Origin of the sequence: Hymenobacter fastidiosus, from assembly GCF_039539565.1 — a bacterium.
Lineage (GTDB): Bacteria > Bacteroidota > Bacteroidia > Cytophagales > Hymenobacteraceae > Hymenobacter > Hymenobacter fastidiosus.
In genome coordinates, this window is the sequence record NZ_BAABDJ010000038.1 from 96,732 (window position 1) to 121,302 (window position 24,571).

The 24,571-nt window shown below is 60.3% G+C and carries 23 protein-coding genes; 14 read left to right on the forward strand and 9 right to left on the reverse strand.

What is annotated here, in order from left to right; all coding sequences use genetic code 11:
• Window positions 1–80: 80 nt before the first annotated feature.
• On the reverse strand, window positions 81–1,901 hold the full coding sequence (locus ABD833_RS17365; RefSeq protein ID WP_345074805.1) for a thioredoxin domain-containing protein: 1,821 nt from the start codon (window positions 1,899–1,901) through the stop codon (window positions 81–83).
• A 29-nt stretch (window positions 1,902–1,930) separates the two neighbouring features.
• On the opposite strand from ABD833_RS17365, the gene ABD833_RS17370 reads away from it, so the two are divergent.
• Together ABD833_RS17370 and ABD833_RS17375 are read left to right on the forward strand one after the other, a co-directional pair.
• Window positions 1,931–3,154: an ISL3 family transposase gene (locus ABD833_RS17370; RefSeq protein ID WP_345074717.1), complete on the forward strand. Its 1,224-nt coding sequence runs from the start codon at window positions 1,931–1,933 to the stop codon at window positions 3,152–3,154.
• 188 nt (window positions 3,155–3,342) lie between these two features.
• Entirely contained in the window at window positions 3,343–3,876 is a 534-nt protein-coding gene (locus ABD833_RS17375; RefSeq protein WP_345074719.1) for a GNAT family N-acetyltransferase, read from the forward strand.
• Window positions 3,877–3,888: 12 nt separating this feature from the next.
• On the opposite strand, the gene ABD833_RS17380 is transcribed toward ABD833_RS17375, so the two are convergent.
• Together ABD833_RS17380 and ABD833_RS17385 are read right to left on the reverse strand one after the other, a co-directional pair.
• The gene (locus tag ABD833_RS17380) at window positions 3,889–4,092 is read right to left on the reverse strand and encodes a hypothetical protein (protein WP_345074721.1); all 204 of its coding nucleotides are present in this window, start codon (window positions 4,090–4,092) and stop codon (window positions 3,889–3,891) included.
• A gap of 12 nt (window positions 4,093–4,104) precedes the next feature.
• Entirely contained in the window at window positions 4,105–4,341 is a 237-nt protein-coding gene (locus tag ABD833_RS17385) for a hypothetical protein (RefSeq protein ID WP_345074722.1), read from the reverse strand.
• A 248-nt stretch (window positions 4,342–4,589) separates the two neighbouring features.
• Between ABD833_RS17385 and ABD833_RS17390 the strand changes: the two genes are divergently transcribed.
• Window positions 4,590–5,483 carry a DUF2911 domain-containing protein gene (locus tag ABD833_RS17390; RefSeq protein WP_345074723.1) on the forward strand — a complete coding sequence of 298 codons (894 nt, stop codon included), beginning with the start codon at window positions 4,590–4,592 and terminating at the stop codon, window positions 5,481–5,483.
• 180 nt (window positions 5,484–5,663) lie between these two features.
• On the opposite strand, the gene ABD833_RS17395 is transcribed toward ABD833_RS17390, so the two are convergent.
• The 3 genes from ABD833_RS17395 to ABD833_RS17405 all read right to left on the reverse strand — a co-directional run bounded on the left by ABD833_RS17395 (window position 5,664) and on the right by ABD833_RS17405 (window position 10,357).
• Window positions 5,664–7,370, reverse strand: a complete 1,707-nt coding sequence (locus ABD833_RS17395; protein ID WP_345074725.1) for a sodium:solute symporter family protein — start codon at window positions 7,368–7,370, stop codon at window positions 5,664–5,666.
• Window positions 7,367–7,495 carry a hypothetical protein gene (locus ABD833_RS17400; protein WP_345074726.1) on the reverse strand — a complete coding sequence of 43 codons (129 nt, stop codon included), beginning with the start codon at window positions 7,493–7,495 and terminating at the stop codon, window positions 7,367–7,369. The genes ABD833_RS17395 and ABD833_RS17400 overlap by 4 nt, the downstream gene beginning before the upstream one ends.
• 300 nt (window positions 7,496–7,795) lie before the next feature.
• Window positions 7,796–10,357 (reverse strand): PIG-L family deacetylase, encoded by a 2,562-nt coding sequence (locus ABD833_RS17405; protein WP_345074728.1) that lies wholly within the window; start codon window positions 10,355–10,357, stop codon window positions 7,796–7,798.
• Between the two features lie 299 nt (window positions 10,358–10,656).
• Between ABD833_RS17405 and ABD833_RS17410 the strand changes: the two genes are divergently transcribed.
• The 5 genes from ABD833_RS17410 to ABD833_RS17430 all read left to right on the forward strand — a co-directional run bounded on the left by ABD833_RS17410 (window position 10,657) and on the right by ABD833_RS17430 (window position 17,791).
• Window positions 10,657–12,954, forward strand: coding sequence for a T9SS type A sorting domain-containing protein (locus ABD833_RS17410; RefSeq protein WP_345074729.1), 2,298 nt, complete (start codon window positions 10,657–10,659; stop codon window positions 12,952–12,954).
• Window positions 12,955–13,220: 266 nt separating this feature from the next.
• Window positions 13,221–14,888, forward strand: coding sequence for a S8 family serine peptidase (locus ABD833_RS17415; RefSeq protein ID WP_345074730.1), 1,668 nt, complete (start codon window positions 13,221–13,223; stop codon window positions 14,886–14,888).
• Between the two features lie 288 nt (window positions 14,889–15,176).
• Window positions 15,177–16,007, forward strand: coding sequence for an MOSC domain-containing protein (locus ABD833_RS17420; RefSeq protein WP_345074732.1), 831 nt, complete (start codon window positions 15,177–15,179; stop codon window positions 16,005–16,007).
• A gap of 210 nt (window positions 16,008–16,217) precedes the next feature.
• Window positions 16,218–17,018 carry a DUF547 domain-containing protein gene (locus ABD833_RS17425; protein ID WP_345074733.1) on the forward strand — a complete coding sequence of 267 codons (801 nt, stop codon included), beginning with the start codon at window positions 16,218–16,220 and terminating at the stop codon, window positions 17,016–17,018.
• Between the two features lie 107 nt (window positions 17,019–17,125).
• Window positions 17,126–17,791, forward strand: a complete 666-nt coding sequence (locus tag ABD833_RS17430) for a DUF2461 domain-containing protein (protein ID WP_345074734.1) — start codon at window positions 17,126–17,128, stop codon at window positions 17,789–17,791.
• Between the two features lie 176 nt (window positions 17,792–17,967).
• Here ABD833_RS17430 and ABD833_RS17435 read toward each other — a convergent pair whose 3' ends face one another.
• The gene (locus ABD833_RS17435; RefSeq protein WP_345074735.1) at window positions 17,968–18,591 is read right to left on the reverse strand and encodes a deoxynucleoside kinase; all 624 of its coding nucleotides are present in this window, start codon (window positions 18,589–18,591) and stop codon (window positions 17,968–17,970) included.
• Window positions 18,592–18,863: 272 nt separating this feature from the next.
• Between ABD833_RS17435 and ABD833_RS17440 the strand changes: the two genes are divergently transcribed.
• Window positions 18,864–19,307 (forward strand): hypothetical protein, encoded by a 444-nt coding sequence (locus ABD833_RS17440; protein WP_345074737.1) that lies wholly within the window; start codon window positions 18,864–18,866, stop codon window positions 19,305–19,307.
• A 61-nt stretch (window positions 19,308–19,368) separates the two neighbouring features.
• Here the strand turns inward: ABD833_RS17440 and ABD833_RS17445 are convergent, their stop codons facing one another.
• Complete coding sequence (locus ABD833_RS17445; RefSeq protein WP_345074739.1) at window positions 19,369–20,052, reverse strand: DUF6565 domain-containing protein; 684 nt, start codon at window positions 20,050–20,052, stop codon at window positions 19,369–19,371.
• Between the two features lie 142 nt (window positions 20,053–20,194).
• Between ABD833_RS17445 and ABD833_RS17450 the strand changes: the two genes are divergently transcribed.
• The 3 genes from ABD833_RS17450 to ABD833_RS17460 are packed head-to-tail and all read left to right on the forward strand — an operon-like array spanning window position 20,195 to window position 21,529.
• Window positions 20,195–20,713: a GNAT family N-acetyltransferase gene (locus ABD833_RS17450; RefSeq protein WP_345074741.1), complete on the forward strand. Its 519-nt coding sequence runs from the start codon at window positions 20,195–20,197 to the stop codon at window positions 20,711–20,713.
• A 51-nt stretch (window positions 20,714–20,764) separates the two neighbouring features.
• A complete protein-coding gene (locus ABD833_RS17455) occupies window positions 20,765–21,262 on the forward strand; it encodes a nuclear transport factor 2 family protein (protein ID WP_345074742.1) in 498 nt (165 codons plus the stop codon).
• 42 nt (window positions 21,263–21,304) lie between these two features.
• The gene (locus ABD833_RS17460) at window positions 21,305–21,529 is read left to right on the forward strand and encodes a CDGSH iron-sulfur domain-containing protein (RefSeq protein ID WP_073108775.1); all 225 of its coding nucleotides are present in this window, start codon (window positions 21,305–21,307) and stop codon (window positions 21,527–21,529) included.
• A gap of 224 nt (window positions 21,530–21,753) precedes the next feature.
• Here ABD833_RS17460 and ABD833_RS17465 read toward each other — a convergent pair whose 3' ends face one another.
• Window positions 21,754–22,014 carry an acyl-CoA-binding protein gene (locus ABD833_RS17465; protein WP_345074746.1) on the reverse strand — a complete coding sequence of 87 codons (261 nt, stop codon included), beginning with the start codon at window positions 22,012–22,014 and terminating at the stop codon, window positions 21,754–21,756.
• Between the two features lie 344 nt (window positions 22,015–22,358).
• Between ABD833_RS17465 and ABD833_RS17470 the strand changes: the two genes are divergently transcribed.
• Both ABD833_RS17470 and ABD833_RS17475 read left to right on the forward strand, forming a co-directional pair.
• The gene (locus ABD833_RS17470) at window positions 22,359–23,651 is read left to right on the forward strand and encodes a metal-dependent hydrolase family protein (RefSeq protein WP_345074748.1); all 1,293 of its coding nucleotides are present in this window, start codon (window positions 22,359–22,361) and stop codon (window positions 23,649–23,651) included.
• Window positions 23,652–23,782: 131 nt separating this feature from the next.
• Window positions 23,783–24,430 carry a hypothetical protein gene (locus tag ABD833_RS17475; protein WP_345074750.1) on the forward strand — a complete coding sequence of 216 codons (648 nt, stop codon included), beginning with the start codon at window positions 23,783–23,785 and terminating at the stop codon, window positions 24,428–24,430.
• The last annotated feature ends 141 nt before the right edge of the window (window positions 24,431–24,571 follow it).

The window sequence follows — 24,571 nt, forward strand, 5'->3', positions numbered from 1 at the left end:
TCACGTTGGGGTCTTCCCCGAGCATGGGCGTGTCCACGGTGCCGGGCGAGATACTTTACAGGGAAAGCCCCCCTCAGATTTCAGGGCAATAGCTGCTGCATGGCCGCTTGCACATCTTTTACCGGCATCTTACAGGTCTTGTTCCGGCACACATAAATAAGGGTTCCCTCCTCCACGCCTTTGCTTCCCAGCAAGGGCAGGTTTTCTTCCTTCCCGCCCATAAATAACGCGATGGGCAGGTAATACCGCTGCATTTGGTGGCTTTTTGCAACTGCTTCTTTTTCCATGACGGCTATTTCAAAAGGCCCGTACGCCAACATGCCCAGCAGACTTGCCCAATTGGCATAATACGGCCCGCCTGCCGGAACCTCGCCGGCCACGTGGTTGAGCATGGCCTGGCTCATCTGAAGGTAGGGCGGGTGGTCGTAGTACTCGCCGAGCCGGTACAGCACGTTAGCCATTACGGAATTGGACGCGGGCATCACGTTATCGGTCAGCTCCATTTTCCTCACCACCAGGCCTTCCGCCAGACCAGAGGCATAAAAAAACAGTCCGCTTTTGGCATCCCGAAAGTGCGCAATGGCATAATCGGTTATCACCCGCGCCCTTTTTAGCCACTGGACATCCAGGGTGGCCTGGTAAAGCTGGATGTAGGCCTCGGCCAGCAAGGCGTAATCATCCAGAAAGGCGTCGATGCTTGGTTTTCCATCCTTGTAGTTTCGCCACAGCCGGCCGTCTTTCCGGACCATATTCTTCTCCAGGAACCGGGCATTCTGTAGCGCGGCCTGCAAATAGGCGTCGTCTCCCAACGCCAGGTAAGCGTCGAGGTAGCCCTTCAGCATCAGGGCGTTCCAGGAGGTAAGCACCTTGTCGTCGGTGGAGGGCCGGACCCGTTTGCCGCGTTCTTTCAGCAGTTTCGATTTGGCGTTGGCCAGCAGCTTGTCCCATTGGTCGGCGGTCAAGCCGTTGCGTTGTGCAAATGCCTCTTTGGTACTTTCCCGGTGGAGGATGTTCTGGCCCCGCTCCCAGTTGCCCGCTTTCTTTACCTGATAGTAGTCCCCCACCAGCCGGGCCGGCTTCTCCGCCAGCGCCTGTTGCACTTCTGCCTCTGTCCAGACATAGAATTTCCCCTCTTCGCCCTCACTGTCGGCGTTGAGGGAAGCGTAGAAGCCGCCCTCCGGGCTGGTCATCTCCCGTTGAATAAAGGCCAGCGTTTCCCGTATCACCTCGGCATAAAGCGGGTTTTTGGTGACTTTATAGGCGTGGGCGTACAGGCTGACGAGTTGGCCGTTATCATATAGCGTCTTCTCGAAATGAGGCGCAAACCAGTCGGCATCGGTCGAGTACCGGGCAAAGCCCCCGCCCAGCTGGTCATAAATGCCGCCTTTGGCCATCTCGTCCAGCGTGGTCACCACCGCTGCCAGCGCTTCCTTGTTTCCGGTCAGGTAGTAGTTCTGGAGCACGAACTCCCAGCCCACGGGCAAGGGGAATTTGGGCGCCCGGCTGAACCCGCCTTTTTTGAAATCGATGGAGGACTTCCAGTTCGCGTAAATCCCGCCATAGGCGGCCTTGGTGACATTTTGGGAACTGCCCGGTGAAACCGTAATTACCTCCTGGCCCTGGATGCCTTTCGTGATGGCTTCGGCCTGCTGCACCACCTGCTGGTGCTGGGTTTTATAGGCCGCGGACATTTGCTGCAATACCTGCACCCATTGGTCTTTGGGGAAGTAGGTGCCGGCGTAGAACGGCCGCCCGTCCGGCAGGGCAAAGGCATTGAGGGGCCAGCCGCCGCTGCCGGTTAGCAGCTGGGCGGCACTCATGAACACCTGGTCCACGTCGGGACGCTCTTCCCGGTCGACCTTCACGGCAACAAAGTTTTCGGGTTGTCTGACAATTTTAATGGAGCGGCGCTGCTGACTTACTTTGGGGCATGAATGAGTTGGCCTTTTACACCGACCTGCTGGGCTTGCCTCAGGCGACCCTGACGGGCGTCACGGTCACAAAAACGACCATAGAAATCGCCTGTACCTTGACCGACACGCGGACGCTATGTCCTTCCTGTGGGGTGGAGTGTACGGTGGTCAATGACCGTACCACGCGCCGCGTGCGTGACTTAAATATTTCGGAGCGAGCGGTTTACCTGGTGGTGAGCGTGCGGCAGTTTCGCTGTCCGACCTGTGGCAGTTGCCCGACCGAGCGGCTGCCGTTTGCTGATGCCAACAAAAGCTACACCCACCGGCAAGCCCGGTACGTGTTTGTCTGGTGCCGCAAACAAGCTTACAGCGAAGTGGGGGCCATCGTGGGCATGCACGCCAAAACAGTGGAGCGTCTGGTCCTCGACCAGTGTCGTCAGGTCGAGCAACTGCCCCAGCGTTACGTCGGTCTGCGGCGCCTGGGCATTGATGAGCAAAGCCACCGCAAAGGCAAAAAGCACTTTATCTGCCTGCTCACCAACCTGGACACGGGCACGCTGGTGGATATCTTGCCAGACCGCAAGAAAGAAAGCTTAGTCGCTTATTTCCAACGGCTTGGTCCATCTTTTTGCCAGCAGATAACCGCCGTTAGCTGCGACATCTGGCAGCCGTATCTGGCCGTAGTGGCCACCTGTTTCCCACAGGCCACGCTGGTACTGGACCGGTTTCACGTGGTGAAATTGCTCCATCAGGGCCTGGATAATTTCCGGCGACGCTTGCGCAGAGAGGCCCCGGACGAAGCGGGCTACAAACAGCTCAAATGGCTTCTTTTCAAGCAGTACCACCGCCTGAGTGATGCCGAGCTCGACACCTTGCAGGCCGCCTTTGCCGTGAACGCCGAGTTGAAAACCGCCTATTTTCTGCGCGAAGAGTTTCACCCTATTCTAGACCGGCCGCAAGCAGTGTATGCTACCATTGGCTTATTAGACAGGTGGGCAGCGCGTATCCAGGCACAAAAAATCACCCTCTTCGATTCCTTTATCCGAACGCTTCAGCGCCACAAAGAACCGATTGCCAATTACGTGCTCGACAACTTGTCCAATGCCGTGACGGAGGGACTCAATAACTTAGTCCGTAGTATTCGTCGATGCGCCTTTGGCATGCCTAATTTTCAGCATCTGCGGCTGCGGGTCATGGCTATTTCAGGGCGAACATTAAAATTGTCAGACAACCGGACTTAATACCTCTGACTTCGGCACTCGACCACCTGGACGATGCGTATTACGCCAGTCCACAGGACGCAGAAGCGCAACTCGCAACGTTCCTGGCTACTTTCGGGCAGCCTCGGCGCGGTAGTGGAGGGGGTTAATCAATCCGCTCGTTTGGCTATTCGGACCGTTAGTGTGACCTATTAAAACAGAAAGCACCTATGCCCTTCAACACGCAACCCACGATGGAAAACCAGCAAATCCAGTTGCTGCCGTTGGAAGCAGCTGACTTCGCCGACTTGTACGCGGCGGCCTCCGACCCAAAGATCTGGGAGCAGCACCCCAACAAAGACCGGTGGAAACCCGACGCATTTCGGACGTACTTCGAGGGGGCTATGCAACAAGGGGCGCTGAAGCTGGTGGATAAGGCCACGAATGACATCGCGGGCAGCACCCGTTTCTATGGCTATGACGCGCAGGACGACAGCCTTTTGATTGGCTACACGTTCTATGCCACACGCTACTGGGGCAAAGGATTCAATTTAGGGGTGAAGGCGCTGATGCTGGACTACGCGTTCCAATTCGTTTCCAAGGTTTATTTTCACATTGGCGCGGACAATGTGCGGTCACAAATCGCCATTGGCCGCTTGAAGACGGAAAAAGTTGGCGAGGAGGAAATAGCCTATTTTGGAGAAGCGCCAAAGTTGAATTTTATATATCGGCTAGAGAAAGAAGCGTGGCTCAGTCGCGACTAGTGGTCTACCAACTTAATTTTTAGCAGTTATTTTGGTTAGTTCGGCGTATCGATTCTTCAATTTGACGCGGGCCTTCTCCGTGGTGAAGGACCAGTTGATTTTGACGGCGACGGCATTTCGAATGGCTTGCCAGGCCAGGGCTTCTTGTTCGAGTTGTTGCGGGCAGCCAATGCGGCGGTCCAGACACAGGCGCAGCTTGCCGGTGGCCGGTAACAAGCTGACCAGCAGCTAAACCAGCACCGGGTAGTCGAGCGTCACGTCGCGGAAGAAGTTCTGAATCCGGGTTTCATTCGAGGTGGGCCTGGCGGCATCGTTCAGGTGCTGGGCCACTTCGCAGAATGGCCCGTTGCGGCTCTTTATCAGGCCGATAACGAATTGCGCGATGAACTTTTGCCGCGACAGATGGCCCACCAGGGGCACGTGCTGTAAAACGGTCGTAATTTTGGCGATGAGGCGTTGCTTCACGGGGCAGGAAGGGCTTTGGTGTGTTGGAACCACAAAGGTCGGCCCGCCCCGTTTAAGCCTATAACCCCTCCAAACAAGCAGCAGAAGCCACTGTCTACTCGCAAATAGTTGCTTATCAAATAATTGAAAAATCGTGCGGTAGAGTACCCAGAAACAAATAGCCTTCTGCTTTTAATTCCACCCAAACCCCGCGCCCCAACGCGGGGTTTGCTATTTTTACCCGACCAACCCCATCCATTCCCTTTATCATGACGACGAACATCCTGCTGAAGTCTTCCCGCGCCCTGGGCGCTACACTGGCCCTGAGCGGGCTGCTGCTGGCTTCCGGCGCCCAGGCGCAGATCAACACGCCCCAGCCCAGCCCGAAAAGCACCGTTACCCAGCGCGTCGGCCTCACCGACGTGACCATCACCTACTACCGCCCCAGCATGAAGGGCCGGCCGGTGTTCGGCGACAAAACGCTGGTGCCGTACGGCAAGCGGTGGCGCACGGGCGCTAATGCCACCACCACCATCAAGTTCTCCGACGACGTGACCCTGGAGGGCAAGAAAGTGCCGGCCGGCGAATACGGCCTCTACACCATTCCCAACAAAGCCGAATGGCTGGTGGTGCTCAACAAAAGCACCAAGCAGGGTGCCGACGTAGACGGCTTCAAGGACGACCAGGACGTGGTCCGCTTCTCAGCCAAAACCTACAAGCTGGGCAACAAAGCCGAAACCTTCACCATCGGCTTCTCCGACCTGACCCCGGCCACCGCCAACGTGGATCTGATGTGGGAGCTGACCGGCGCTAAATTCAAAATCGGCACCGAGGTCGATGCGAAAGTAATGGCCCAGATCGACGAGAAAGTAATCAAGGGCACCGCCGCTACGCCCAACGACTACGCCGCCGCCGCCGTGTACTACCTCGACAACGACAAGGATATGAAGCAGGCCCTGACCTGGATTCAGAAGGCTAACGAGAAAGACGCCAAGTTCTGGAACGTGCACACGGAAGCCAAAATCCGCATGAAGATGAAGGACTACAAAGGCGCTACGGCCTCGGCCGAGCAGTCGCGCAAGCTGGCCCTGGAAGGCAAAAATGCCGACTACGTGAAGATGAACGAGGACCTGATGATGGACGCCAAAAAGATGACCAAGTAGCTGTTGTCATTGCCGGGAACGGAGCAATCCGTCCCCCGCAATGACAACAGTTTCTTTTCACCAACAAGCCCCGCCGTATGCATACGGCGGGGCTTGTTGCTTTAACCGGGCGTGACTCGCCTGACCAGACGAATCGAGGCCGCCTGAAGCGCGGAATGCTTTGCTCGCAATAGCCGGGGATCAGGCCACTTCTACCGGCACGGGCCGGGCGGTGATTTTCTGCCTGATAACGGCCAGCACCATCACCAGCGCGCAGCCGAGGATGTTGTACCAGAGGTAGGCAATGTTGGTGGTGGCGAAGAGCACGAAGATGATGGCCTGGGTGAGAATGGCGGCCCAGAATACGGCTTTGCTGCCGATGCTTTTCAGGAAGAAGGCCACCACGAAGATGCCCAGAATGGTGCCGTAGAACAGGGAGCCGAGGATGTTGACGGCCTGAATCAGGTTTTCGAGGCGGGCGGCGAAGGTGGCAAACCCAATGCCCAGCAGCCCCCAGGCAATAGCCGAAATGCGCGACACGCGCACGTAATGCTCGCCCGTGTGCTGGGGCCGGGTGGGCTTATACAGGTCGATGACGGTGGTGCTGGCCAGGGCGTTGAGGCCGGCGGCGGCTGAGCTCATGGCGGCGCTCAGCACCACGGCAATCAGCAGCCCCACCAGGCCGGAAGGCATGTAGCGCAGCACGAAGGACAGAAAAACGTAGTCGGTATCCTTGGCTTCGGTAGCGGGGGCCGCCTGCTTGAGCAGCGCCTGCGCTTCGGCCCGCAGCCCCCGGGTAGCGGCCTGAGTGGTTTGCAGCCGGGTTTGGGCGGCCGCTACCTGCTCGGCCGCCGCGGGGTTGCGGAGGGCTGCTACCAGCTGATCGGTAGCGGTACGCTGGGCCGCGAAGAGCGTGGTCTGGCGCTGCTCCAGCTCCCGCAGCCGGGGACCAAACTTCGGGCTCCGGGCCACCTTGTCGTGCACGGGCCGGTTGAAGGTGATGGGCGGCTGGTTGAACTGGTAGAACACGAACAGCAGCACCCCGATCAGCAGGATGCCGAACTGCATGGGCACTTTCACCAGCCCGTTCATCAGCAGGCCCAGGCGGCTTTCGGTGATGCTCTGCCCCGAGAGGTAGCGCTGCACCTGGCTCTGGTCGGTGCCGAAGTACGACAGGGCCAGGAACAAGCCACCGGTGAGGCCGGTCCAGACGTTGTAGCGGTCCTGGGGGTCGAAGTGGAAGTCGACCAGGTTCATCTTGCCGTGGTAGCCGGCCACCTGCACGGCTTCGCGGAAGCCGATGCCCTCGGGCAGATAATGCACCAGCAGGTAGCCCGCCGTGACCATGCCCACGAAGATAACGGCCACCTGCCACTGCTGGGTGACGGCCACGGCCCGGGTGCCGCCGGCCACGGTGTAGCTGATCATCAGCCCGCCGATCAGCCAGACGGTGAGGTTGATGTTCCAGCCCAGAATGGCCGACAGCACCAGCGCGGGCGCGTACAGCGACAGGCCATTGCTCAGGCCGCGCTGCACCAGGAACAGCACCGCAGCCAGGGTGCGGGTGCGGCGGTCGAAGCGGGTTTCGAGGTATTCATAGGCCGTGAAGACGCGCAGACGGTGGTAGATGGGCACGACTACGGCGGCAATCAGCACCATGGCCAGGGGCAGGCCGAAGTAGAACTGAATGAAGCGCATGCCGTCGTCGTAGGCCTGGCCGGGGGTGCTGAGGAAGGTGATGGCCGAGGCTTGGGTGGCAATGATGCTCAGCCCGATGCCCCACCAGCGCGCCTGGCGGTTGCCGAGCAGGTAGGCGTCCAGGTCGCGGCTGCCGCGGGTGCGCCAGGTGCCGTAGCCGACGATGAAGAGCAGGGTGCCGCCCAGCACCAGCCAATCGAGCCGGCTCACGCGAAGTAGCGGGTTAGCAGGGTAAAAAATACCAGCTCCGCCGCCAGCACGCCCAGCACCAGCGCGTACCAGGCCCGCCAGGACGGCAGCAGCGGCGGCTTTTCAGTTTCGGGAGGAGTGGGCACGGGCGGGGGGGAAAGGGTGGATAAAGCGAGAGATGGGGTAGTCTGGGTAGGCAGGTGGTGCCACGACTTTTTGGTCGTGGCACCACTATCGTTGAACAACCGACGGGCAGCGGCCCGCAGGGCAAAGGCAGGCGTAGTCGCTCGCACGTTGCAGCGACCGGCTCAACGATAGTGGTACCACGACCGGGCTTGGTAGAGCAGTCCGTTCCGGGGTTTACCACGACCGGCTCAACGATAGTGGTACCACGACTAAAAAAAGTCGTGGCACCACTCCCAGCGGCGGCGGCACCCACGCCGGGCTTATTTGCCCAGCGAAATCATGTTGGTGAGCAGGCGGTAGGCCCCCGGAACGCCGGCGGGCAGCTCGCGGAAGAAGCTCAGGCCGGTGTAAATGTAGTGGCCCTTGCCGTAGTCGGCTACCAGAATAGCGCTTTCCTTGGGCTTCTCGCCGGGGTCCTGGCTGCTGATGATGGTCTGGTACTTCGGGTCCCAGGTGCTGGGGTAGTAGAGACCCTGCTCCTGCTGCCAGCCTTCGAAGTCCTGGGGCGTAATCTTGTTGGGCGTGTTCAGCAGCGGATGCTGGGGCTGGAGGAAAGTCACGGGGGCATTTTCCACCGTCACCCGGTCGTTGCTCAGCTTCATAGGGTACGGGCCAATTTCGGGCAGCACGGTGCCGCGGGCCACGGTGTACTGCACGATGAGGTTGCCCCCGTTTTCGACGTACCGGAGCAGGCCGGACTGGAGAGTCTTGAGCCGGTCGAGGGTATTGTAGGCGCGGATGCCGAGCAGCACGGCGTCGAAACGATGCAGGTTGTCGGCGCTGATATCCTCGGGCTTGAGCAGCGTCACGGAGTAGCCGAGCTGGCGCAGGGCCTCGGGCACCTCGTCGCCGGCCCCCATGAGGTAGCCGAGCTGCTGGCCTTTGCGCTTCACGTCCAGCTTCACCAGCGGGGCCACGGCTTCGGGAAATAGAATCTGCGTCGGGATATGGTTGTACTGGATGGCCTGGTAGCCGCGCGAATACGCCTGGCCGCCGACGGTGGCGGTGGCGCGCAGGGCCGCTTTGCCGGCCGCCGCGCCGGGACCGGGCTGCACCCGGAACTGCACGGTCTGCTCGGCGTCTTTGGCCGCAATATCGAAGGGAATGGCCGCGGGCTCGGCTTTCCAGCCGGCGGGCAGGGTGAGGGCCACGGTGCCCTTTACCCCGGCCTTCCCGGCCCGCAGCGTCACGGGGACGGTTTTGGGCTGGTTATCGGCGAAGACGTAAGCCTGGCCGCCAATGTTCACGGCCACGGGCGGCACCACCGTGAGCGGGCGGTACTTTTCGCCTTCTACCGCGTCGGTGCTTTTGTACTGGACGGGGATAGTTATGTCGAACTCAACATCAGCTACATTTATTCGGATGCGGCATTTGACCGAAAGGGCAGATGGATTCTCTGGTTGCCCGATAAGAGTTTGTTGATTGAATGTTACTGGCTTCGTTTTACCAGGTGCTTGATACAAAGTCACATTATCGGGCACGCTGTACATGCCGGGGCTGCTTGCATTAATTAGCCAATAAGGCTGTGATAAAGCAGCATTGCCAGGAAGCTTAATGGCCAGCGCCGTAGCTGTGACTATATTCGGCACCAGAGTTCTTGGCCCTACCGTATCTACGAGCCCCACTACACTCAAATGCTCTATAGAGACAGTTGTTTTCGAACGGCTGACGGCCTCAACTGTTATTGTCATAGGCTGACCTAGTGTCACCGCAGCCATATTGGCGCGAGCTTCCAAGTAGAGCCCTAGGCTGCTATGTAGCAACTGTTCCGTTTCGACCAGCTTCTCTTTGGCCCATAAATTACCTCCTGACATCTTCTCCAGCGCCGCCCTAACCTTCAGCAGCCTCGCTACACTCGCACTCGGGTTACCCGCGTCATACTTCCGAATCACCTCGTCTACCAGCTTGCCCACGGCCACGCCGCCGGGCACCCGGTTCCAGCTCATATCCACGCCTTCGAACGGGTCAGTGGTGGCCTTCTCCCCTTTCACCAGCTGCAAATATTCCAGCGCCTCACCCCGGGTAGCGGCCGAGCCGAAGCCCTGGCTTTTGTGCTGGGAGCGGCTGCGGGCGGCTATTTCGCCGTACGACTGCCCCAGCAGCGGATTGTAGCCGCCGGCATCGAGCCGGAGGTAGCCGTCCATCGAGTCGCCGGGCTTCACGAAGAAGGAGCCGGTGTTCCAGAACAGGCGCTTAGGCTGCCAGGGCTGCACGTACCGGAGCTGCTCGGGGAAGCGCTTGGGGTCGCCGGCGGCGGCGAAGGCTTCGGCGGCCAGGATGGCGGAGGCGGTGTGGTGGCCGTGGCCGGCGCGGGCGTCGGGCGGGAAGCGGGTGATGAGCACGTCGGGGCGGCGCTGCCGGATGGTCCAGACCATGTCGGCCAGCACCTGCTCCTTATCCCAGATGGTGAAGGTTTCCTCCGCGGTTTTGCTGAAGCCGAAGTCGTTGGCGCGGGTGAAGAACTGCCGGCCGCCATCAATGCGGCGGGCCGCCAGCAGTTCCTGGGTGCGGATGACGCCGAGCTGCTCGCGCAGCTCCGGGCCAATGAGGTTCTGGCCGCCGTCGCCGCGGGTGCAGCTCAGGTAGCCGGTTTCCAGCAGCCGGCCGTTGGCCAGATAAGCAATCAGGCGGGTGTTTTCGTCGTCGGGGTGGGCGGCAATATAGAGCACCGAGCCCAGCACGTTAAGCTTTTTCAGCCCCAGCAGAATTTCCGACGAAGTATAGGTTTTGGGGGCCTGGGCGTGGGCTACGCCAAGTAGGAATGAGCAATTAACAAGCAGCAGCAAAGCCGGCACAGCGGCGCGGAAACGGGGGAAGGGCATTCGGCTAAATAGATGGAATGGCGGGCAAGAGCGCAAAGATACCGGCCTCTACCGGAGGGAACAGTTAAACCGGCTGGGTAGCCGGCAATGTCGGCAGAGCCAGCCAGATATGGTGGCTGAAGTCAGTGACATCAGCCGCAAAGCAAGAGGATAGTTGGTCACCGGTATAGATGATCAATGTATTACTAAATAGGTTTAGTTATATTTTAAATTATATAAGTACAACAGCTGCTGCACTTTATGTAACGATTTAAATTTATTATATTGTTTTGCTTACATCAACTTAACCAACATTCATCATGAGAACTCCTACCTATTTCCTGTCCTGCTGCATGTTAGTCTGCGCGTTCCTGCTGGAAGCAGCGCCCTGCCAGGCCCAGTACCAGACTCCGACGCTAAACGGCGAAATCGGACCCAACGAGTACGGTAACGCCCAAAACCAGGTATCCAACACTTTCGTCTGGTACATGACCTGGGACGCCAACTATCTGTACGTAGCCGTAACGGGCAATAAGCTTACCCTGCCAGCCGCGCTGTTTTTTGATACCGACCCTGCCCTGCCCGCCAACACCGGGGCGGGCACCCTGAACAGCATCGCCTACACCAACGGCACCCAGCAGGCCAGCATTGCGCCCCCCTTCCGGGCTGACCGCGCTTTTTTCATCGATAACAGCACGTTGAGCTACTACACCGTCAGCGCCGGCGTCTGGACGAGCCCAACTACCATTCTGGCGTCACTCCCGAACCCGGTCGGGAATCCGGCCATTGCCGACCTGGTGACCAAAACCGTGGGCAGCACCAGCGTGCGGGAGCTGCGGATTGCCCGTACAGCGCTGAATCTGTCAGCCACCACCCCATTCAACTGGCTGGGCTACGTTATCTACTCCCCCACCGGCAAACTGGATGAAACCGAGGGCAGTGTCCCCCTCAGCAATAAGGGCGGCTACCTGGGCACCTCCACAGCCGACCGGTACGCGCCCTACTACTATACCGTTTCCAGTTCGGATGACGGGGTTAACGCGACCAAGCCCTTCAGCCAGACCAGCTATATGGCTCCCGGCAGTACGCTGCCCGCCAGCATAGATCTGGCTGCTTTTACCGCCTTCGATTTTGTGCTGAGCTCACCCAATATGACCGTGCGCAGCGTCGGCAACTGGATGATCAACGGATCCATGATGGTCAATGAGGGCACCGTGGACATGGGTGCCAGCGGGGGCAACGTAACGGTGAAGCGTAACTTCATAGTGGGCAGCGCCGGTACCTTCAATCACTCTACCAGCAGCTCCAACCTGACGGTTGGCGGTAATTTCAGCGTAGCCGGCACTTTTCTGCCCGGCACGGGGCGCGTCACGCTGGACGGCACCGGCCCCCAGCAGCTGGCCAGCGGCACGTACTACGACCTGTTTATTCCCGGAACCAACACTAAGACCATGACCGGCGACATCACCGTGCTGTCGTCGCTGAATCTGACCGGCGGCCTGCTTGAAACCGGCAGCAGCAAAGTAGTACTGGCGGCGGCCCCCGACGTACCGGGCAATATTGTGCTGCGCGAAACCGGCACCGGCTACGTGCGCGGCAGGGTAGAAGCAGCCGGCAACGTGACGGGGCCGAACAACTACCAATTCAGCGGTATCGGCCTCACGCTGGCGCCCAGAGTAAACTCCCAGGTTCTGGGCGCAACGGTCGTTACGCGCCTGACGGGCGGCTACAAAACCGGCGCTGCTTTCGGCCCGCTCAACAATCAACTGAGTCAGAGCATCCTGCGGCAGTTTTTGGTGGTGCCCACTGCCACCACCGGGCTCAACTACAGGCTCATCTTTAACTACCACGACACGGCACCTAACGAGCTTAGCTACTCCTACGTGGATAACAACGGCCCGCAAACCTACGTCATCAACGAGAACACCCTGGAGCTGTTTCGCACCACCGACCCCAACAGCGGCAGCTGGCAGCGTCTGCGGGCCACTACCCGCGACGCGGCGATGAATACTGTCACCGTAACGGGAATAACTGACTTTACCAACGGAAACTTCTTTACCCTGGCCGACCAGGCCAAGCCCCTGCCCGTCACGCTGACCAGGTTTGCCCTCAAGGCGCTACCGACCGGTGTGCAGGTGAACTGGGCCACGGCCACCGAGACGTTTAGCCAGGGCTTTGCCGTAGAGCGCCGCAGTAGCGTCAGCGACGTCTGGCAGGAGCTCAAATTTGTACTCAGTAAGGGTTCCACCAGCCAGGGTGCCACCTACTCCTACCTGGACGCCTCGGTGACGCCGGGCCTCTGGTACTACCGCCTGCGCCAGCGCGATACCGACGGCACCGAAACCACCTTGCCCACTTCCGCCATTAAGCTCAGGGAGGCCGGAGCGAGTTTAGCCCTGCTGGCCCGGCCCATACCGGCCCACGAACAGCTTACCATTGATGGCCTGATCCCCGGCCAGCCGCTGGTGGTGATTGATGCGGTGGGCCGGCTGGTGTTGCAGTACCTCCCCGAAACGGCTTCGGCTACCTTGAGCGTGGCCGGACTGCCGCCGGGCTTGTACACCGCGCGCACGCTGAACGGCACCAAGTCCCTTTCCCTGCACTTTATCAAGGAGTGAAGCAGCCGACGCACCAGTACTTTTCCGCATTATACTCGTCGCGTAGTAGGGAGCGGGGCTGGCCCCCGCTCCCTACTACCTTTTCGCGAACCACTGCGTGAGGAGTATAAGAAGAAACAGGTAGCAGTAGAGTTCGTTGCCGCGGGAACATATAGCGGGCTCCGGATGGTTGGTGGGCAACAAACCGGCGGGTGGGGCAACGGTTTCGGCCGGATGCCGTCTGTGCCTTACCTTCCGTGCCTATTCTGACCTCTGACTATCCCTGCATGAGCGTATTTCCCCGGCCGTTTCCGGCCCTGCTTGGTCTGGCCCTGTTGCCGGCCACCTCGTTGTTTGCCCAAAGCGTCAACACCCCGACCCCGGCCAAAGTGGTGCAGTGGACCCATCTCGACCCCCAGAAGGACAACACGATGGGCATCAGTACCCAGCGCACCTACGACGAGCTGCTGAAAAACCGGATTCCCACCCCCGTTATCGTGGCCGTCATCGACGCCGGCGTCGACACCACCCACGAAGACCTGAAGCGGGTGCTCTGGAAAAACCCCGGCGAAATCGTCGGTAACGGCATCGACGACGACAAGAACGGCTACGTGGACGACGTGCACGGCTGGAACTTCCTGGGCAACCGCCAAGGCCAGAACATCGATGTGGACCTGTATGAGGAAACGCGGCTGGTGGCCCGGCTCAAACCGCTCTACGAGGGCAAAACCCGCACCTCGGTACCGGCGGCCAGGCGCGCCGAGTACGACCTCTACCAGAAGGTGAAGAAGGATTTCGCCATCAAGGTGAAGGAGGAAAATGAGCAATACATGGAATTGGCCCCGCTGGCCGGGCAGCTCGAGGGCATCAACGAGCAGCTCAAGCAGGCGCTGGGCGTGGCCAGGATTGATACCGCCGTGCTGCGCAACCCGCCGGGCGCCAGCACCAATCCGCAGCTGCTCCAGCTTACCTCCCAGCTCTACGCCAGCCTGAAATCCTCGGGCCTGCCCGATCTGGACGCCGTGGTAGCTCAAGTGAAAACCGGGGCCACCGAAACCAAAAAGCACCTCGACTACTCCCTGAACCTCGACTTCAAGCCCCGCGCTATCATCGGCGACGACGAGGACGACACCCGGGACCACAACTACGGCAACGCCGACATCACCGGTCCCGATGCGCTGCACGGCACTCACGTGGCCGGTATCATTGCTGCCGACCGGTCCAATACCATCGGCATTGATGGCGTGGCCGGGCCGCTGGTCCGCATCATGGGCGTGCGGGCCGTGCCCAACGGCGACGAGCACGACAAGGACGTGGCCAACGCCATCCGCTACGCCGTCGACAACGGCGCCAGCATCATCAACATGAGCTTCGGCAAGTACTACTCGCCCCAGCGGGCGGCCGTGGATGCCGCCATCCGCTACGCCGAGGCCAAAGGGGTGCTGCTGGTGCACGCGGCCGGCAACGAGTCGAAGAACGTGGACGCCGTAGTGCACTATCCGGCCCCGGTACCGACGACGGGAACAGCCTATCCCCATTTCCTGACTATCGGGGCTTCGGGCAGCACCAACGACGCCGAGCTGACGGCTAATTTCTCCAACTTCGGCCAGCGCGTCGACGTATTCGCGCCCGGCGTGGGCATCTACTCCACCATGCCCGGCAGTACTTACGGCAACGAAAGTGGGACCAGCATGGCCGCTCCCACCGTGGCGGGTATGGCGGCGGTGCTCAAATCCTACTTCCCCCAGCTCACCGCCGCCGACCTGAAGCGGATCATCATGCAGTCGGCCGCCCCGGTCCATACTCAGGTGGCCCGGCCCAGTGATAAGAAGAAAGTGGACTTCACCACTCTTTCCAGCACGGGCGGCGTGGTGAACCTGTACCGGGCCGTAGAGCTGGCTACCCGGCAAACCGCGGCGAAAGGCGGGGGCGCCAGCTCCGCCGGGGGCCGTTAAGAGGTAGCTGGGTCCGGGTGCCGCCTAGTGGTACCGCGAAGTTTTACTTCGCGGTACGGCATCTGCTGACTGCAAAACCGCGCCAGACTGTAGACCTGTTCCCAAATACTACAAAGGAGGCGTTATGCCTCGACTTCGCTACGCTTAGCATGACGTCCTGTTTTTTTGGGCTGTTTTGATAGTTGGGAACAGGTTTATAAGGTCGGCGTGAGGGCCGTAGATAAAGAAATTTTCGCCCCCTTTGCCCCCGGTCCGTTACCGCGCGGCGGGGCTGCTTACCTTTGTGCCATGGCTGCACCCCTGACTCTCTCCGACTTATATATTTATCCCGTCAAATCGTTGGGCGGCATTCGGGTAACGGAAGCGGTGGTGGAGCCCCGGGGCCTGCGCCACGACCGGCGCTGGCTGATTGTGGATGAGCGCAACCAGTTCATGACCCAGCGCCAGACGGCCGCCATGGCCCACTTGCAAGTCGCGCCGGCCCACAACGGCTTCCTGCTCACCCACGCCGCCCGGCCCGGGCTGCTGCCCTTGTACGTGCCGTTTGAAGCAACGCCGGACCACACGCTATTCGTCACCATCTGGGACGATATGGTCTTCGCCTGGCGCGGCACCCCCGCCGCCGATGAGTGGCTCACCGAAGCCCTGGACCGCCCCTGTAAGCTGGTATACATGTCGGACATGGTGGTGCGCGCTACCGACGGCGGCGCAGCTGATGGCGACGTGAGCTTCGCCGATGCCTACCCGTTTCTGGTTATCGGCCAGGCTTCGCTCGACGACCTGAATACGCGGCTGGCCACCCCGGTGCCCATGAACCGCTTCCGCCCGAATCTGGTATTCACGGGCGGCACCGCCTACGAGGAGGAGTCGTGGCGTGATTTCACCGTCAGCGGCCAGCCCTTTCTCGGGGTGCGCCCCTGCGGCCGGTGCGTGGTAACCACCATCGATCAGCAGACCACCGAAAAAAGTCCGGAACCGCTGCGCACCCTGGCCACCTACCGGACTCAGGACCACAAGGTGATGTTCGGCCAGAACGTAACCGGCCCCGGGCACGGCCTTATCCGGGTAGGCGATACGCTGGAAATAGCCAGCCGTAAGCCGGCCCTGGTCACCCCGTAAACAGGGTAGCCGACAAGCACTACGGGCCAGAAAATAATTACCGACCATTTGCCGGCTGCCTTTTGCGCATACCATAAATTCATGGTATTTTTGAATTACTATAGAACATATATAAGTATACCAACCCTTGATTCTCCTGTCTTTTTACTGACGACCTGGGGGAAATGCCTGCCTTGCCTGTCCTGTTTCCGCCTTACCTGCCTTTTGCCCATGCGTCTTCTGTTTTCTTTTGCCTGGGTCCTGCTGGTTATCAGCAGCCTGGGGGTTTTTCGGCCGCAGCCGCTGTATGCTTCTACCCCGGTGGCTCAGCTGCACGCGCCCTGGAACGCGCTGCTGACCAAGTACGTAACCCGCGATGGTCACGTAGATTACTCCGGTTTCCTCGACGATGAAGACCAGGTGGACGCCTACCTGCAGACCATCCGCAAGACGCCGCCGGACGAGCAGCGCTGGAGCCGCAACGAGCAGCAGGCGTACTGGCTCAACGTGTACAACGCGGCTACGGTGTACCTGGTGCTGCAGTATTATCCGGTGGCCAGCATGAACGAAATCAAGGTAAAGACCCTGAAAGGCTACAAATCAGCCTGGGAGGCTTCTATTGTAACGGTGGGAACCAGGGAGTATTCGCTCAACGAGATTGAGCGGGAAATACTACGCACCAAGTTTCAGGATCCGCGGGTGCATTTTGCCCTGGTCTGCGCCGCCGCAACCAGCCCCCCGCTGCTCAACGAAGCCTACGACGGCACCCGCCTCGACCAGCAGCTCGATGGCCAGGTGCAGCGCTTTCTCAACATGCCCCGGTTCAACCAGCTGGCCCCGGACCACATTCGTCTCTCCAGCATCTTCGACTGGTATGCGGCGGAGTTTGGCGAGGGCGAAAAGCTGGTTGCCTGGTTGAATCGCTACACTACGGTGCCGATTGCTGCTACTGCCACGGTAGAATTCCTGTCCTTCGACTGGGCTCTGAACAACCGGTCGCGGCAAGCCGAAAATCAGGCCTTGCAGCGCTAAGCACCCTATGAGTAGTAGAAAAGCTCCGTTCCGGTTATAGGGTCGGAGCTTTTTTTGAGGCTGGCCGGTTTACCCCCGACCACGCTTACGCCGGTTTTATTCGCTCTATGGACCTGAAATTTCTGCTTGATTTTCTGCGCGACCTCGCCGCCAACAACCGCAAAGCCTGGATGGATGAGCACCGGGCCGACTATCACCGCGCCCGGAGCATTTTCAGTACCCTGATTCAGGCCGTGCTGGCCGAAACCCAGCGCTTCGAGCCCACCCTGCTCGGGCTCACGGTGCCCGAAACCCTGTTTCGGATCAACAAGAACGACCGGTTTCAGCAGAGTCAGGAGCCGTACAAGCGGCGCCTGGGCGCCAGCCTCACCCAGGGTGGCCGGCACGCGCCGCGGGCCGGCTATTTCCTGGCTCTGGAGCCCGGGGGCGAAACCTGGGTAGGGGCCGGCAAATGGCACCCCGAGCCTGCCGCCCTGGCCCGCATCCGCCAGGAAATTCACTACAATGCGCCCGCCTTTCACCGGATCCGGGAAACGGCCGATTTTCAGCAACAGTTTCCCGATGGCTTTGATGGTGACCGGTTGCAGCGCCCACCCAAAGGCTACGACAAAACTGACCCCGACCTGGAATGGCTCAGGCTCAAGGATTTTGTCGTTACCCGCTCCTTCACCGATGCCGAAGTGCTGCGTCCTGATTTCGTAGCCCGCATCACCGAATCGTTTCGGGCCGCTCAGCCACTGGTCCGGTTTCTGAATGAGGCCATGGCAGAATAAGCAGGTCGGCCGGTCACCGCGCGCGCAGCAACCCCTGCTCCAACGTGCGGCTGAGCTCGTAACAACTGAAAGCCCCGACGCGACGCCGCATCAGGGCTTTCTACCGGCAACCACGCTTTGCTCGCTGCCCAGCACGATCAGGAGGCTGTGCTGGCAACCGGCATTCACCCAATCACCTAAAACAGACCGAACAGCGTGCTGTTGATTTTCTCGATGATAGTGCCCAGATCTTCCGGGTTGTTCACGTAGTCGAGGTGGTTTACGTCCACGATCAGCAGCTTACCATATTTGTAGTTGCTGATCCAGCGCTCGTAGTTTTCGTTGAGGTTTTTGAGATACTCAATCTTGATGTTGTTCTCGTAGTCGCGGTTGCGCTTATCGATCTGCTGAATGAGCTTGGGTAAGTCCGCACGCAGATAGAGCAGCAGATCCGGCGCATCCACCATGCTGATCATCGACTCGAACAGGTTCAGGTAGTTCTGATGGTCCCGTTCGCTCATCAGGCCGGAATCGTGCAGGTTGGCGGCGAAGATGTGGGCATCCTCGTAGATCGTGCGGTCCTGAATCACGCCCTTGCTGGCCTGCTGCAGCTTTTTGATCTGCTGGGTCTGGCGGAAGCGGCTGTTGAGGAAATAGACCTGCAGGTGGAAGGCCCAGCGCGGCATGTCGTCGTAGAAATCCTTCAGGTAAGGATTGTGGTCTACGTCTTCCAGAAAAACTTCCCAGTTGAAGTGGTGGGCCAGCTTGTTGGCCAAAGTGGTTTTGCCGGCGCCAATGTTGCCAACGATTGCAATATGCATGTGCGGGGTGCGGGGAGAACGAAACGAAAAAAGGGCCTGCAAAAGTAACGGAAACCACCGGAACGCCGCCGGCTTAAAAATCCGGCCCTGCCGGGCAGGTTATGGTTGACCCAGGCTTGACCGAGGAGCTTAAATTCGGTAATTTAACTAGCCTGAACGCCTGGCGGGCAGGCTGGTTTTTTCCTCCTGGCCGGTTTCGTAGCTTACCGCCTCACCCCGTGCCGCCCGAAGCAACGCCCGGACGCTTTTCAAGCCTTCTTTTTCCGCTGCTTATGGCTGCCCTCTCTTCTTCCTACACTGATCTGCAGTCCGTCCATGATGCGCACGGCCGACTGATTGCGTCGTTTCGCCATTACTCTGACGAACAACTACTTTACGTTCACTGGACCGGTAACCTAACGGGCGAAGAAGTGATCCGGGTGGCAAAGGTTGCGGGAGCTATTCAGCAAGCGCTGCACTGTCCGCTGCTGCTCAACGATAAGACCGATGCCACCGGCGACTGGTCGGAAGCCCTGCCGTGGCTGGAGTACGAGTGGCTGCCCCTGGCTATTGAGGCAGGACTCCGGGCCTTCGCCTACGTTTTCTCCCCCGATATGCGCAACCAGTCCATCAGCCTGGAATTTGCCGAACGCGTGTCGCAGCAGATGCCGATTCAGCTGTTCTACGACGTGGACACGGCGTGGCAATGGCTGCGCCGTCAGCACGCGGCCGCCTGAGCGGGCAGCCGGCTGACGGCGCAGGAAAACCGCTGGCGGCAGAATTTTACCACCCCAAGCGCTATTTGTCGCTCATGGCCTCTTTCACGTCCCGGGCTTTTTCCAGCGTCCGGAACTCGGTCTGCAGGGAGCGCACGCGCAACCGGTCATCGAGTGAAAGCTGCTCGCGCACCTGCTCGTAGCGCCCATTCAGGCGGCTGAGCACGGTGCTGGCGGCGCTCCAGTCGGCCGGGCTCCACTGGCGGCGGTTGTCGCGGGTGTGTTCCAGCAGGCGGCCATACAAATCGGGCAGCTCAGTAGCCCGGGCCTTAGTGATGACCACGGTTTCATTGAGCAAACGACGCTGGGGGTCAGCGGCCGGAGCCGCGCGGCGGGTTACGGCATCCAGGCTATCCTGTTTGGACGCCCACTGCTCGTAGCGCCCTTTCTGGGTGGTGTATTCGCGCTTCGACTGGCCCGACAGGCTGTCGACGGCGGCATCGAGGCGCTTGCTCTGACGGTCGAAATCCTCTTTGATGTGCGGCAGCTCCCGGCGCACGGTGGTTTCGGCCCGGTCGAGCTTGTCGTTTACCCAGCTGCTGAACACGTCCAGGTCGCGCTCCAGCGACTTGGGCGTGGTCAGGATGGGTTGCGTCGTTTTGGCGGGGGTGTCCGGCTTCTTGGGAGTGGTCTGAGCCGTAGTGCTCAGCGGGCTGAGCATCAGGGCACCCATAATCAGGCTCAGGGGAAGCAGCACGTATTTCATAGGAGTCGGGAACGAGTGGGTGAGAGAAGAACGAACGGCCTGGGCCCGATCGTGTTGCAGGGCATGGCAATTTCTGGCCCAAAACGCATCGGCCGGCCGGCCGGGTTCGTTTTACAGCCAAAAAACCGCACTTTTGTAGTCTATGCCGTCACCCGCTACTGCTCCCATTGCTATTCAGCCCGCCACCCTGGCCGATATTCCGACCATCATTGGGCTGGCCGAAGCCACCTGGGAGCCGACCTACCGCTTTATGGTTTCGAAGGAGCAGATTGATTACATGTACCGGGTTATCTACACGCCGGCCTCGTTGCAGCGGCAGATGGTAGCAGACGGGCATTCCTTCCTGCTGCTGTACATGGCGGGGCACCCGGCAGGCTATGCCTCCTACGCCGCCCTGCCCACGGAAACGGGCGTATTCAAGCTGCACAAGATCTATATTCTGCCCTCCCACCAGGGCCAGGGGCTGGGCCAGCACGTGGTGCGGGCCGTGGAGGCGGCGGTGCGGCAGGCCGGGGGGCGCACCCTGGAGCTGAACGTGAACCGCCGCAACCCCGCTATTTCCTTCTACGAGCACCAGGGCTTCCACCGCCACCAGGAAGTGGACATCCCCATCGGCCCCTTCTGGATGAATGATTACGTGATGCGCAAAGAACTTGCGTAATTGCGGCGCGTTTGGTTCGCCGCGCTTCGTTTTCCCCTCTTAACTCCGCGCATGCGCCTTTCTACTTCTTCCGCGGCCGCCTGCCTGGGCCTGCTAGCCTTGCTGTTGCTGAGCCACCTCAGCTTCGGACAAATCCTGAAACAAAAGCACCTGGAGCTGATTCAGGCCCGCAGCACCACCTGGAACAAAGCCTTCAACAGCCGCGACACCACGGCGCTGAATGGCCTGCTCCACCCCGGCTTCACGCTGTGTACGGCTACGGGCAGCCAGACCACTGCGGCCACTGCCCGCCAAAGCTTCCGCCAGCTTTTCCGCCAGCGCCCCGACGTCACCTGGATGAATAAAAGCCTGACCACGGAAGTCAGCGACCTGGGTCAGCTGGCCTACGAAACCGGTGAGTGGGCCGAGGCCTGGACCGACCCGCAGGACAAGAGCAAAAACCGCGTGATCGGCAAGTACTGGCTGATGTGGAAGTACGAAAACAATACCTGGCTGATGCTGTCGGCCATCTATACGCCGATGTTCTGCTCCGGCGCGGCATGCCGGTAGCCTGCTTTGCTCATCAACTTTAACCTTTCAAACCCCAGTCCTATGGCCGCTACCAAACTTACCGTACTCAGCAACGGCTCCCTCCGCGTGGAGGGCGACTTCGAACTCGTGGATGCCCAGGGCCAGCCCTACGGCCTCGCCGGCCGCGAGCGGATCAGCATCTGCCGCTGCGGCCTCTCCAAAAACAAGCCCTTCTGCGACGGCTCGCACAAAGGCCACTTCGAGCACAACGCCGAAGCCTTCGACCTGCCCGCCCCGAAAGTATAACCCGGTGTCATGGCGAGCAGAGCATTCCGCGCTTTAAGCGGCGTCAATCCGTCCTCTGCAACGTGACCAGCGCTGTTTTACTAAAAGGCCCCGACGTTAGCTTAACGTCGGGGCCTTTTAGTAAAAACAGTGCTCTCTTCATTGCTCAGGACGGATTGACGCCGCTTGAAGCGCGGAATGCGTTGCTCGCAATAACAATCCTTCCGGGCAATGGCCGCCTTAGGCTATGCGCTTTCGAACAGGGAGCTGATCAGGTCGACGTACTCCTGACGGGCGGCATCCGGACTTTTGCCGCTCAGGCTGGCCCAGGCGTCGTATTTGGCGATGCCCTTGAAGTCGAAGCCGCCGGGCCGGTCGCCGGTTACGTCGCCTTCGGAGGCTTGCTTATAGAGGGCGTACATCTGGAGCAGCACCATGTTGTTGGGCTTGGAAGGCAGCTGCTGAGCGCGGGCAGCGGCGGCTTCAAATTCTTCGGGGGTAGCCATAAGCAGGAGACAAGAGTTTGGAAAGGAAATGGCGGACTAACTGGAAGGCGAAATAAAGAGGCTGTTTAGGGTTTCGAAAAAGCTGTCATCCTTCATCTGGCGTACGCTTGCGAAGGACCTTATCACGTCCGTACCACTTGGAATTAGGCCAAAATGAGCAGTCGTGAGAAGGTCCTTCGCAAGCGGACGCCAGATGAAGGATGACAAACGACGAAAAAACCGAAACCCTAAACCGGTTCAAATTCTGCCGACGCGGGAAGGTACAGATTCCGGTCGATTCTACGCGGCATGCAGCGTTTATCTATCGCGTATCTTGGGGCCTCACGCGCCTGTCTTGTCTCCCTATGCCCAAACCGTTACTCTCTCTTCTTCTCGCCGGCCTCACGCTTTTGGTGGCCCCGGCGGCCCGGGCCCAGAAAACCTACGTGCAGTGCGGCCGCCTGCTGGATATGCGCTCCGCCAGGGCCCAGACCGAAATGACCGTGGTAATCGAAAACGGCCGCGTCACGGCGGTACAGGCCGGGTATGCCACCGGCGGCGCGGCCGATAAGGTAATCGACCTGCAGAACCGCACCGTGTTGCCCGGCCTGATCGACTGCCACGTGCACCTGGAAGGCGAAACCAGCAAGGATAATTTCCTGCAGGAGTTCACCCAGAACCCCGCCGACGTAGCCTTTACCGCCTTGGGCTACGCCCGTAAAACCTTGCTGGCCGGCTTCACTACGGTGCGCGACCTGGGCGGCTCGGGGGTGAACGTAGCCCTGCGCAACGCCATCAACCGCGGCCAGGTGGTCGGGCCGCGCATCTTCACGGTGGGCAAAGCCATATCGGGTACCGGCGGCCACATGGACCCCACCAACGGCTACCGCCGCGACCTGATGGGGGTGCCCGGCCCCGCCGAAGGCGTGGCCAATGGTCCTGACCAGTGCCGGCAGGCGGTGCGCGAGCAGTACAAGCGCGGGGCCGACCTGATCAAGATTGCCAGCACCGGCGGCGTGCTTTCCGTAGCCAAGGATGGCAGCAGCGCCCAGATGACGGAAGAAGAAATCAAGGCCGTGGTAGAAACCGCCCGCGACCTGGGCCTGAAAGTGGCCTGCCACGCCCACGGGGCCGAGGGCATGAAGCGGGCCATCCGGGCCGGGGTAGCCAGCATCGAGCACGGCACGCTGATGGACGCCGAAACCATGACCCTGATGAAGAAGTACGGCACCTGGTACGTGCCCACCATCACGGCCGGCAAGTCGGTGGCCGACTCGGCTAAGATTCCGAACTACTATCCGCCCCTGGTCACGCCCAAAGCCCTGGCCATTGGCCCCAAGCTGCAGGCTACCTTCGGCCGGGCTTACAAGGCCGGCGTCAAAATTGCCTTTGGCACCGATGCCTCGGTGTACCGGCACGGCGTAAATGCGCTGGAGTTTCAGTACATGGTAGAAGCCGGCATGCCGGCCTACGAAGCGCTGCGGGCCGCCACCGTGGCGGCCGCCGAGCTGCTGGGCCAGACCGACAACCTGGGGACCCTGGAACCGGGTAAGCTGGCCGACCTGGTTGCCGTGGACGGCGACCCGACCCAGGATATTACCACCATGCAGCGGGTACGCTTTGTGATGAAGCAGGGCGTGGTATACCGCCAGGAATAGGCGCGGGCGCAGCCTACGGCCGGCAATCCGGACGTGAGCTGCCCGGAACAGGCACAGCATGACATTCAAGTCCGGTTTTTTTTTATCAGCTCTGCATTTTTCTGCAGGATCAGTCCCACTTTTGCACTACCATGAAACTATCTTTTATTCTTGCCGGTGCGCTGGCTTTATCCAGCGTAGGCCAGGCTTATGCCCAGTCTGAGCTTCAGACCCGTCCCAGCGTCCCGCCGGCCCAGTCCTTGCCACCGGTCCCGCCGGCCGTGCTCCCATCGTTGCAAACGGAAGAACCAACGCGCTACACGTCCAGCAGCCTGAGCCTCGAGGCGGGCTGGGGGGGGCCCTACGGGTGGGGAGTCGCCTACGCCTACCAGCTGCAACCCCGCCTTGATATAAACGCGGGCCTGGGGCTGGGAGTGGGCGGTAAGATCGGGGTTGGCCTGCGCTATTACCTGCGGCCGCAGAACGCGTTATCGCCCTACTTCGGCGTGAACGTGGCGCGCTCCGGACGAATCGAAAACGTAGAGGTGACCCTCAACACCGAGCAGGCAACGTACAGCATGGCTCCCAGCGGGGTAGTGCATCTGCGGAGCGGCCTGCGCTGGCAGCCGGGCCGCCTGGGTGTGCTGGGCACGCTGGGCTACGGTGCCCGCTTCACCGGCGACCCGGTTACGTTCCACAACGGCCACGCTCCGTCGGCGGAGCTGCGCAACCTGGTCCAGATTATCAGCCCCGGCGGAGTGGAAATTTCCCTGGGCCTCATCATCAACCTGGGCCGCTAGCCGATCCTGTTTCCCGGTCCACGCTGGCCGGCGGCAGGGCTTGAGCGGCGAGCTGCTCAGGCCCGCTACTTTTGGTCACAGCCAGCTGGTTAAAACAGAAGCGGGGCTTTTGTAAGGCCACCACTGCTTCTGCTTCACGCT